The 12,098-nt window shown below is 30.9% G+C and carries 9 protein-coding genes and 1 other annotated feature; of the genes, 8 read left to right on the top strand and 1 reads right to left on the bottom strand.

Going from position 1 to position 12,098, the window contains the following annotated elements; all coding sequences use genetic code 11:
- Positions 1 to 6: 6 nt before the first annotated feature.
- Positions 7 to 699: a response regulator transcription factor gene (locus HYG85_RS00825; protein ID WP_212691893.1), complete on the top strand. Its 693-nt coding sequence runs from the start codon at positions 7 to 9 to the stop codon at positions 697 to 699.
- The gene (locus tag HYG85_RS00820; RefSeq protein WP_212691892.1) at positions 689 to 2,023 is read left to right on the top strand and encodes a sensor histidine kinase; all 1,335 of its coding nucleotides are present in this window, start codon (positions 689 to 691) and stop codon (positions 2,021 to 2,023) included. Before HYG85_RS00825 ends, HYG85_RS00820 begins: the two co-directional genes overlap by 11 nt.
- Before the next feature lie 321 nt (positions 2,024 to 2,344).
- Here the strand turns inward: HYG85_RS00820 and HYG85_RS00815 are convergent, their stop codons facing one another.
- Positions 2,345 to 3,517 (bottom strand): IS110 family RNA-guided transposase, encoded by a 1,173-nt coding sequence (locus tag HYG85_RS00815; protein ID WP_113671495.1) that lies wholly within the window; start codon positions 3,515 to 3,517, stop codon positions 2,345 to 2,347.
- A gap of 272 nt (positions 3,518 to 3,789) precedes the next feature.
- Here HYG85_RS00815 and HYG85_RS00810 point away from each other — a divergent pair, with 272 nt between their 5' ends.
- The 6 genes from HYG85_RS00810 (at position 3,790) to HYG85_RS00785 (ending at position 11,893) form a co-directional block, all read left to right on the top strand.
- A complete protein-coding gene (locus tag HYG85_RS00810) occupies positions 3,790 to 4,518 on the top strand; it encodes an ABC transporter ATP-binding protein (RefSeq protein ID WP_212691891.1) in 729 nt (242 codons plus the stop codon).
- Positions 4,519 to 4,520: 2 nt separating this feature from the next.
- A complete protein-coding gene (locus HYG85_RS00805; protein WP_212691890.1) occupies positions 4,521 to 6,959 on the top strand; it encodes a COG1361 S-layer family protein in 2,439 nt (812 codons plus the stop codon).
- Positions 6,949 to 8,322: an ABC transporter permease gene (locus tag HYG85_RS00800; protein WP_212691889.1), complete on the top strand. Its 1,374-nt coding sequence runs from the start codon at positions 6,949 to 6,951 to the stop codon at positions 8,320 to 8,322. Before HYG85_RS00805 ends, HYG85_RS00800 begins: the two co-directional genes overlap by 11 nt.
- Before the next feature lie 236 nt (positions 8,323 to 8,558).
- Positions 8,559 to 9,299 (top strand): DNA repair protein RecO, encoded by a 741-nt coding sequence (gene recO / locus HYG85_RS00795; RefSeq protein WP_212691888.1) that lies wholly within the window; start codon positions 8,559 to 8,561, stop codon positions 9,297 to 9,299.
- A gap of 32 nt (positions 9,300 to 9,331) precedes the next feature.
- The gene (locus HYG85_RS00790; RefSeq protein ID WP_212691887.1) at positions 9,332 to 10,135 is read left to right on the top strand and encodes a hypothetical protein; all 804 of its coding nucleotides are present in this window, start codon (positions 9,332 to 9,334) and stop codon (positions 10,133 to 10,135) included.
- A gap of 122 nt (positions 10,136 to 10,257) precedes the next feature.
- Positions 10,258 to 10,435: a binding site (T-box leader), on the top strand.
- Between the two features lie 69 nt (positions 10,436 to 10,504).
- Complete coding sequence (locus HYG85_RS00785; protein ID WP_113674647.1) at positions 10,505 to 11,893, top strand: glycine--tRNA ligase; 1,389 nt, start codon at positions 10,505 to 10,507, stop codon at positions 11,891 to 11,893.
- Positions 11,894 to 12,098: the final 205 nt, after the last annotated feature.

The raw sequence follows: 12,098 nt of genomic DNA, 5'->3' as shown, positions 1-12,098 counted from the left end.
CGACACATGGAAAAGATTATTGTTGCTGATGATGAATTAGAGATACGAGAATTAATAAAAGTATGTTTGGAGAATGAAGGTTACGAGGTTGTAACTGTCAAGAATGGAAAAGAAGCTGTTGAAGCTGTTGATTCTAGTGTTGGACTTATTATACTGGATGTGATGATGCCTATTATGAATGGTATAATGGCGTGTAATGAAATCAGAAAGAAGAGTAGTGTACCAATTATTTTTCTTACTGCAAAGACACAGGATTCTGATATGATATTTGGTCTATCAGCAGGAGCAGATGATTACATAAAAAAACCTTTTACACCACCTATTTTAATTGCAAAAATAAAAGCTGTATTGAGGAGATATAGAATTTTAGGTGCAGATGCTTATGAAGATAAAAGCGATAAAAAGATATATGTAAAAGATTTAGTTATAGATATAGAATCTCATAATGTCATTCGTGAAAATAAAGAGATTCATTTAACAAAGACGGAATTTGATATTTTATTGCTTCTTGCAAATCATAAGGGACAAGTTTTTAGCATTGAACGTATATATGAAAGTGTATGGAATGAAGCTTACATAGATGTTTCGGCTAATACGGTTATGGTACATATTAAGAAGTTAAGAAATAAAATTAAGAATACCGAGCAAAATGAATATATCAAAACAGTATGGGGAGTGGGTTACAAAATTGAAAAATAAAAATATACCTAGGCGTTATCGGTTGAAGGTAGAATTTATTATAGCTATACTTATCAGTGTTATTATAGCGACCTTTAGTGTAGTAATTATCATGGAATTATGGGATACATATATTGATAATAGTTTTAATAGTCACTATGATAAATATAGAAATGAATTAAAAGGTGTTTTTGACAATCTTGAGGAATTAATAACTGATAATAATCTAGGGAAAAATGATTTGGATAAGCTGCAAAAGGAAGTTGAAAAATACCCAAAATACAATTTTTACCTAGATGTTTTTGATAAAGATGATATATGGGTTATATTGGATGAGGATACTAATGCTATTGGATGGCCTATCTTACTTACTGATTATGTTCAAACTCATAAAAATGTTTTTGCTTTGAGTGGAAGTGTAAAATCACTAGATGACTTTTTTGGTATTATATCTATAGTCATGCCTTTAATGTTTATTATCATTTTTATTGTGGCATTGAGTTTTTTTATAGGAAGAAAGCAAAAGTATTTAATAAATATTGCTAATAGTTTAGATATATTGGAGGGTGGGGACTTGAACCATCAAGTTGCTATAAAAGGAAATGATGAGATTACATATGTAGCAAGACATATTAATCAAATGAGTAGTACTCTCAAGACGAGAATTGAAAAAGAAAAACTCATAGAGCAATCCAAGAATGAATTAATTGCTAATATATCTCACGATTTAAGAACTCCACTAACTTCTATTACAGGGTATTTGACTTTATTGAAAGACGATTATGAAAAAAATGAATATGTAAAACAGAAATATCTGGACATCTGTTTGAATAAATCAACTTCCCTATCTAACTTGATTGAACAACTATTTGAATATGTTATGCTGTCAAATGGACAAATGAAACTTAACTTAGCCAAGATTAACATAGCTACATATATCAGACAATCTATATATGAGTGGGAAACCTTATTAGAAGAACATAACATGGAGATCTATTTCAATATTAAAGAAAGTGATAAAGAGATTGCTATAGATATTGATAAATTCAATAGAGTCATTGAGAACTTGTTCAAGAATATTTTGAAGTATGCAGATAAGGGTAAAAAAGTTGAATTAACAGCTATATGGATAGATGATAAATATCATATACAGTTAACCAATGGTATAAAAGAAGGGATGAATATATCTGAAACAGATGTATTTAATAGATTTTTCACTTCAGATAGAACTATGGAGAGTGGAGGAATAGGTTTAGCCATATGCAAAGAAATTATAACAATGCATAAAGGTGAAATTGATGCAGTTATTGAACAAGACAGATTTACAATAAAAATTATATTGTAGTATTTTTTACTGAGAGCAGTCATAGGGACTGCTTTTTTTATGTTGCAGAAAAGTTCTAGTCTCTTTTGTTTATTTGTTATATTAAGAAAAAGTTAAGAAAAAAATCATTTTATGGAAAGTTATATGGTTTAACATATTTGGTAACAATAACCTATTAAAAAATATAGTTTATCATACTAGCTATAGACATTAACATAAGAGAATGGAGCCAGCTATACAAAAGTCAAGTAAAAAATGAAATAAAAGAAGAAAATATTGAATAGATAAAAAAGAACATCATAAATAAAGGTACTGCTAAGAATACCTAAATTATATTGTGAGTTATGTAATGTATATAAAATCCTCTTTACTGTTAAGCATAGCGAAAATGGTATTTATCATGTTTTTGGACACATTACAAAGTGCAGAATTATGATGCTTGCCTTGAAGTTTTTTCTTATGATATTTCTGACGGAATTGATTGTTCTTGCCTTTTCCTACACACGCAACACGTGTAGCTGTAAAAATGGAAGTTCTGAGGTATTTAGAGCCACGTTTAGATATGCGACACCGTTTACCTTTGAACTCTCCTGATTCATAGATGGAGGGATCAAGACCGGCAAATGCTAATAGTTGAGAAGGTGAATTAAAGCGTGAGATATCACCGATTTCACCAATGATAGAAGCACCAATAACGTTACCAACACCTGGTATTGTTGTTATAAAATCAAAATCAGCCATCAGAGCATCAAGATGTTTATCGATAATAGCAATCTGTTTGTTGTAGTGATTGATGTCATCGATGATAGACTCTATAAGAAGTGAGTTGGTAATAGAAGTATCACCAATTGTTTTTTTAGCAAGATTTTTGATTAATTGAGCAGCAGAAACACGATCCCCCTTGATTTTGATAATGCTTACAAGTGTGTCAAGATGCATACGAGCAATCTTAGCAGGAGCTGGATAAGAAGAGAAAAGATTCATAGCCCACTGAGAATGCTGTTTGAAGTGTTTGATAAACTCAGGGAAAGTAATCTGGAGCAATCGAGTGAACTCCATTTTGGCCTTTGCAAGGGTATGAAGTTTATCTAGACGTAATCTAGATAATGACTTAAGTTCAGAAGTCGTGTATAGTGTAGATATATAGGGTTTGAGATGCGTGAAATTATGCATGATATATCTACAGATTGCAAGGCAGTCAAGTTTATCAGTTTTTGTGTTTCTTAGTGAATATGCCATTCTACTGTGGTGGGTTAGAACGGGGTTAATCATATACACGTTGAAACCGGCAGAGTGCAAGAAGTCACGGATGTTACTGGAGTAAATACCAGTTTCTTCAAGCCCTATATGGACGTTATCAAAAAGCTCCGTATGGGAAGAAATTTCCGTATGGAGTTTTTTAAATCCAGCAGAAGAGTTTTCGATAGTAAAAGACTCTGAAAGGATTTCACCGTACTCTGAAATAATAATTACATCATGTTTTTTTGAAGCGACATCAATGCCAATAAAAAGCATGTTAAGACCTCCTAGATATATTTAAACATTGTGCGACCACAAACTAAAATTCGGATGACCTTGTAAATGAAACGTCAAGCGTTAACCAGCTAATTTATCCTTTGAATAATAGTTGTGGGTATACCCTCCATTCAACGGTCGAGCCGTAGGTAAAACATGGAATACTCCACAACGTTTATCTAAATATTATATAGGAAAATAATATAAAGCAGAAATAAGAAAGGAGAGTATACTGATGTATCAATCTGATATATTTAGTATACAAGGAATATATGAGCGATATTATTGAGATAAAAGAATTAAAAAAAATATATAAAATGGGAAATGAACGGGTTGAAGCTTTAAAAGGTATAAGTCTTAATATTAAAAAAGGTGAGTGTTGTTGTATCCTTGGAACCTCTGGTTCTGGTAAATCTACGCTACTTAATATGATAGCAGGACTTGAAAAACCTACAAAAGGACAAATAATCATAAAAGGGCAGTCAATTGAAAAAATGAATGAAAAACAGGTTACCAAGTTTCGTCAGAAGCATGTAGGATTCGTTTTTCAATCATATAACTTATTACCCAATCTTACAGCTCTCGAAAATGTAGCAATGCCTATGATTTTTGGTGGTATATCCAAAAGAAAAAGGGAGAAAGAGGCAAAACAAATGTTACAGGCTGTTGGATTAGGGGATAGACTTCATCACAAACCTTCTCAAATGAGTGGAGGACAACAGCAGCGTGTAAGTATAGCAAGAGCTTTTGTTGGAACACCTGAGATTGTATTTGCTGATGAGGCGACAGGTAATCTTGATACGAAAACGACTATGGAAGTAATGGAACTCATTACTAATATGGCAAATGAGAACAATCAGACATTGATTATGGTAACTCATGATACAGAAACGGCAGTCTATGCTGACAGAGTAATTCATGTACGTGATGGTCTTATTGAAAGAATTGATGAAACAAAAGATGATATTTTAAAAGGAATTAATTATAAACAGGAGGCTTAATTATGAAAAAAACAAAATTACTAATTTATCTATGTGCTCTTATTATGGTTTTCAATGTAGCAGGTATAAAAGTGGCTGCAACAACAGAAACAAATGATATTATAGTGGACTTTTATTCTGTGAGTAAAAGCACCATCTATGAAGGAACAGAATTCACTTTAACAGTTAATTTGAAAAAGATAGGCTCAGGAACTATAACTGGAACTCCTACTTTAGCTATTAATCCAGGAAGCTTCATATTAAAAGATAAAGGTTCAGTTATATCTATCAATCCAGCTAATCTGAATGCTGGTGGTAAAGAAACAATAACACTTCCATTAAAATGTTCTGGCACCGATAATGTCATTGAACTGATATTCAATTATGTAGATGGCGGAGATTCAAAAAAAGCTGTCAACAAGATTACTATCGATATGGTGAAAGCCAGCAACAATTCTAATGAAAATACCACAACTAATACTAAAAAATATAATCCTGAGTTACAAGTTACTAATCAAGATATACCAACTGCTAGAGCAGGTTCTGTTTTGAATCTATCCTTGGAATTACAGAATATCAGCAGTCATACAGCTAAGGATATTACTGTAGAATTTATACCGTCCAAGGAAGATGGTTTTTTATATGAGACCAATAAAATGAGTATGGTACATAAAATTAAACAATTAAAGGCTAAAGAAAAAACAAATCTGGATTATTCCTTGACTATATTGAATGATTCAAAAGCTAAGACTTATACAGGGCAATTGAAGTATACATATTATAACTTATATGGTGACCTTAAGGAAAAGACACAGGACATATATATTAAGGTTAAAAAAGGTTTTCCAGACGTTAATCTAGAAATTGATAAAATTGAAACTCTACCTAAGATTATATATTCTGGTTCAGAAGCTCAGCTAAGTTTTCTAGTAAATAATAATGCGGGATTATCAAGTGTAAAAGATATAGAGGTTTCTTTACAAGGTTTATCAGGAGAAGGATTTACTATTGCAAATGGTGTTAATAGTAATAAGATAAGCATACTACCACCAGATAGCCCAGGTAAAAAGGTGACATTTAATCTATATGCAGCAGATAAAATGACTAAAGGAAGTTACCCAATCAAAGTAAAATTAAAATACCAAGATAATCTTAATAATGAACAAATAGTAGAAAAAGAGATTTATCTCAAAGTAGAACAGAAGAAGTCCAATATTGCAATAGAGAATATCAAAGCACCTTCAGGAACTATAACTGGAACTAATAAATTTAAAGTATCCTTTGATTTAGTTAACACCAGTGATATTGATACAAAAGACCTTACTGTGACAGTAAAGCCGGAGGAAGGTATTGTACCTGTTTCTCAAAGTGTGCAAGTACTTAAGTTGCTGAAAACAGGAACAACCAAAAAACTTGAGTTTGAATTTCAACCTACTGCAGAGGCAAAGACTAAGAACCATTTGATAAATATTGAAGTAAAAGGAAGTAATGAAGAAGCTTTAACTACTATTAATCAATATGTAGGTGTCTATGTCAAGGAAAATGACAAGGCTACTAATAGTAAACCAAATATTATCATAGACAGCTATGCAACAGAACCTACTATTGTAAAGGCAGGAGAAAATTTCAAGCTGAATATTTCTTTTAATAACACACACAAGAACAAGAAAGTGCAGAATGTAAAGGTATATTTAACAGCAGAAGAAAATACAAGTAACAATAGCAGCAATAATAGTAATGACAAATCAGGTAGTGTGTTTACACCAGTTAACAGCAGTAATACCTTTTTCATCGATGAGATATCACCTAAGCAATCAGTCAACAAACAATTGACCCTATATACTATACCATACGCAGCAGCAAAAACTCATACGATAAAGGTTAATCTTGAATATGAGGATGATAAAGCTAATCAATACAAGGCTACTGAACTAGTCAGTGTACCTGTCATTCAATCTTCAAGTTTCATAACAAGTGACATCAATATGCCAGAAGCTATGTCAGTGAATCAACCACATACTGTATCTTTGGAGATAAGTAATACTGGAAAAACAACCCTTGATAATTTTACTGTTGCCATTGAAGGCTTTGGTTCAAAAAACAGTAAAGGATACTTAGGAAATCTTCAATCAGGTAAAACAACTTATCACGATATTGAATTATGGCCTACCCAGGAGGGAGAAGTAAAAGGTAATCTTATATTTTCATATACAAAACCAGATGGAAAAACAGAAGAAGTGAAGAAAGAAATACATACTATGGCTACAGCAGATTTAATGCCTGAAGAAGGCGAATTTGTAGATGAGAACGGAAAACCAATAAATATAGAAAATGAAATCAATGCCCCTAAAAGTAATATGAATATCATAATGATAGTTGGTGTAATCAGTGTTTTACTTATTGTTCTTATAATCATATTAAGAGTGATTAAAAAGAAAAAGGATATGAAAGATGATGAATAATATAGATCTAATATCCATGGGGCTAAAAAATTTATTTCGTAGAAAACTTAGGACATTTTTAACTACATTAGGTATTATCATAGGGACTATTTCAATAGTAGTAATGATTTCTATTGGTATTGGTATGCAAAAACAAATGGATAAATCTTTTAATCAAATGGGCGATATGAATATTATTACTGTATCTCCTGCTGATAAAAGCAAAACCAATACTATTGGTGCAAAAAAGAAGAAGACTAGTGTTACAGACAAGGATATTCAATATTTAAAGAATATAGAAGGTGTTGATGCGGTTTCACCGGTTATTAATTATAGTGTTACTATGATAACATCAAAAAGATTGACAGCCCAAACATCAATCAAAGGTATGACTCTAGAATTCATGGAGAAATATGGGCTAGGAAAGATGAAAAAAGGTAGTGTCCTGACAGAGGATGATAGGGCAGGTGTGTTATTTGGAAAAATGACTCTATATGGATTTGTTAAGGCTAATGCCACTAACAATTATTATGATCCTTTTGAAGAGATGTATGATGAAGAAACAGGAAAGATGAAGGAACCAAAATTTAATCCTCTTGTTAATAGAATCTACATGTCATTTGGTTCAGAGAACACAGGTGATAACGAAAACACTATTAAACCAATATTAATTAAGCCAGTAGGTATATTAGCTACAACTAATTATCAAAAATCAGCATATATGTATATGGAATTAAGTCAACTACAAAATCTAAAAGATAAATATGATAAGATGACTGGTTATAGTGAGTATGGAGGTAAGAAGCCTAGCAAGAATGGGTATACTGAAGTTATGGTACACGTTCCTGACAGAAAGAATCTGGAAAGAATACAGAAAGAAATCCAAAAATATGGTTTTAGAGCTGATAGTGATGCAGATATGTTAAGAGAGACCAAGAAAATGACACAAATTATTAATCTGGTTTTCGGAGGTATCGGTGGAATCTCTTTATTGGTTGCTGCTATAGGTATTACCAATACTATGGTTATGGCAATCTATGAACGAAGAAAAGAGATTGGTGTCATGAAGGTCATAGGTTCTTCTATACGGGACATCAAGAGATTATTTTTATTTGAATCAGCTTCAATTGGATTATTAGGAGGTATATTAGGTGTAATACTCAGTTTTGGTATTTCATCCATAGTAAATGTTATTGCAGGTGGAGCAGGGTCATTTATGGGAGATATGAGTATGGAACAAACTAAAACATCAATTTCTATAATTCCTATATGGCTTTCGTTATTGGCTCTAGTATTTACTGCTTTTATTGGGCTGGTATCAGGGTATCTACCTGCTCGTAAAGCAATGAAATTAAGTGCTCTTGAAGCTATAAAAACAGAATAGTTTTCAATATTAGGGTTATCTCAATTAGAAGGGGATAACCCTAAATTGTTTAATGCACCTTTGGAATAAAGATATGGATATTCAAGTCTTGGAGTTGTAACATATTGGAAAATATATTATAATATAGTCATATTTTATTAAACTCTTTTATGGCATCAACTTTATAGTAATTTACTTGATACAGATGGAGTGTTATAATATCATAGAATAAATAGATGTATTATAGGAGTTATAAAATGAATGAGATAAAGACAAAAGGCATTGTTGTAAGTGAAATGCCTATAGGAGAAAATGATAAACGCATAGTTATTATTACCAAAGACAAAGGTAAGATAACAGTTTTTGCCAGAGGTGCTAGAAAAACAAATAGTATGTTTCTTGCTGGTTCTCAATTATTTTGTTATGGAGAATACATATTATATAAAGGAAAATCCTCATCCTATAATGTTAAGCAAATACAAATAATAGAATCTTTTCATGGTATACGTAAAGATATTGATTTATTAGCTTATGGGCTATATGTATTGGAGTTTGCAACATTCATTACTCAAGAGAATGTACCTAACAAACCACTTATGAAACTTATGTTGAAAACTTTGCAGATATTAGTTAGGAAAGTCATTGATTATGATCTGACAATGAGAATATTTGAATTGAAAGCCATGAGTTATATAGGTTATACCCCTAATGTAATAAACTGCGTCAACTGTGGTAAACAGTATGATAAGTATTCTTTTAGCATCAAGTTAGGAGGAATTGTTTGCAAAAATTGCTCTGATGAACAAAAATATGTGATTAGAATAAATAACAGTACTATTTATACTATGAGATATATTCTCGCTACATCCGTTGAAAAATTATTTAGTTTTCAGGTTAATGAAACCATCAAATACGAATTGACTTTAATAATGAAAAAATATATTGAATATCACCTTAACCATAAATTTAAGTCTTTAGATTTTTTATTGAAATTATAGTATGATAAAAAATTATTTTAAGGAGAATTATTATGAAAGTATTAAAATATTTTATATGCATATTTAGTATTTTTATCTGTATTTTTTTGTCTGGATGCACATCTAAGAAAATAGATTTTATTGCTGGTGAATTCCTTTATGAAATAAATGATGATAATGTAGAAGTTACATTCATCAAGAAAAATGATAAAAATTATGATAAGCAAAAATATAAAAATTTTGTAGAGAACAAATTAAAGAAACATAAAGAGATAGATGTTAAGATCAAGAACATAGAATTGTATGGAGACAATATAAGAATTACTTTTGGTTTTGATGATTTAGATGATCTGGATAGAGTTCTTGAAACAAATATTTTTCATGATTCTCTACAAGATTATCTAGATGATAATAATATCGATTATGACCAATTTGAAGATAAGGATATATTATATAATGTATTAAGTGGTGAAGAGATAACAGAAGAACAACTAGAAGATAATAAAAAATATAGTCTAATCAGACTAGACTGTAATAATTCTAAAATAAAAGTTAATGGAGATATAATATATGCTAGCAAGCAAGGTGAAATCATAAAGAAAGACACCATTTATTTTAAAGACTATGGCACTTATTATGTATTATATAAGCCTTCAACAGGAATAAGCAAATGGGTTTTATGGGCGTTGTTGCTATTAATAGTTAGTTACGCTGTCTATTTAAGTATTAAATGGCAATCTAGCAAAAAAAGTTCTGTTGACTGTTATTACTGTGGTCAGAAGAATGATTATGATGCAATATATTGTAAAATATGTGGAAATAAGATAATTTCAGATATAAAAGACGATAAAAAATAAATTATTGATATTGAAGAATTATCCTTGACATAGAATGACTGTTTTGATATACTTTTCCACAGATATATACAATTTTGTAAGATATATTTTGACTGAAATATTACTATATAGAATTACATAAGGTCTCTGTAATGATGAAGAGAAGTAATTAATTAAATAAATTCTTATAGCGAGTTCAGGAAGGTGGAAGCTGAACAGAATGTAATTAATGAATGGCGCTTTTGAACAGATAAGTAAGTGGATGTGATATTATCACATCAATTAGGGTGGAACCGCGGAAGGTATTCTTTCGTCCCTTTCTGGGATAGAAGAATGTCTTTTTTTGTGAAAAAATATAAATATAGATATATATATGAAAGGATGTTTAATATGGAAAAGACTATGGAAAAAGTAGTTGCCCTTGCAAAGGCTAGAGGTTTTATTTATCCAGGATCAGACATATATGGAGGATTAGCTAATACATGGGATTATGGTCCTCTTGGAGTTGAACTTAAGAACAATGTAAAAAAAGCTTGGTGGCAAAAATTTATTAAGGAAAGTCCTTACAACGTAGGTATTGATTGTGCTATATTGATGAATCCACAAGTATGGGTTGCTTCAGGTCATGTAGGCGGTTTCAATGATCCATTGATGGATTGTAAAAGTTGTAAAGAAAGATTTAGGGCTGACCAATTAATTGAAAACTACATGAAAGAAAATGATCTTGAAATTGAAGATGCTGTTGATTCATGGTCCAATGAAAAAATGAAAGAGTATATTGAAGAAAATGGTATTGCCTGTCCTTCTTGTGGAGAGAAGAACTTTACAGATATCAGACAGTTCAATTTGATGTTCAAAACTTTCCAAGGTGTAACAGAAGATGCAAAAAATACTGTTTATCTACGTCCAGAAACAGCACAAGGTATCTTTGTTAACTTCAAGAATGTACAACGTACTTCAAGAAAGAAAATTCCATTTGGTATTGGTCAAATAGGTAAATCTTTCAGAAATGAAATTACACCAGGAAACTTTACATTCAGAACTAGAGAATTTGAGCAAATGGAATTAGAATTTTTCTGTGAGCCAGGAACAGACCTTGAATGGTTTGAGTATTGGAAAAAATATTGTGTCAATTGGATACTATCTCTTGGTATAAAAGAAGAAAATATGAGACTTAGAGATCATAGCCAGGAAGAATTATCTCATTACAGTAATGCAACATCTGATATAGAATACCTTTTCCCATTCGGTTGGGGTGAATTATGGGGTATTGCTGATAGAACAGATTTTGACTTAAGAAAACATCAAGAAACGTCAGGTGCTGATTTAACATATTTTGATGATATGAAAAAAGAAAAATATATTCCATATTGTATTGAACCTTCACTAGGTGCAGATAGAGTAACACTTGCATTCTTATGTGAGGCATATGATGAAGAAGAGTTAGAGAATGGTGATGTAAGGAAAGTACTACGTTTCCATCCAGCGATAGCTCCAGTACAAATTGCTGTTCTTCCATTATCAAAAAAACTATCTGAAGAAGCTGAAAAGATATATGCTATGTTAGGTAAACATTATAATGTTGAATACGACGACAGAGGTAGTATTGGTAAAAGATACCGTAGACAAGACGAAATAGGAACACCTTATTGCTTAACATTTGATTTCGATTCTTTGGAAGATGGAGCTGTAACTATTAGAAATAGAGATTCAATGGAACAAGAAAGAGTTAAAATTGATGACCTGCTAAATTATTTAGGACAAAGGATAACATTTTAGCATAAAATTACACAAAAAAAAATATTAAACAGTTACTTTATTAGTCAATTGGTTAAAATCTATATATTAGTAGAAAAAAACAAAAAAAAGTCTACTTATTTTAAGTTTTTGTGTTATAATATATGTCGGACTGACATATAAGTAAAATTTTAGCAAATAGCGTCAAATAAATAATTTACAGATATATTGATGAAATGATTGTTAG

Source organism: Vallitalea guaymasensis, from assembly GCF_018141425.1.
Classification (GTDB): Bacteria; Bacillota; Clostridia; order Lachnospirales; family Vallitaleaceae; genus Vallitalea; species Vallitalea guaymasensis.
This window is presented reverse-complemented; position numbering and strand designations above follow the sequence as displayed.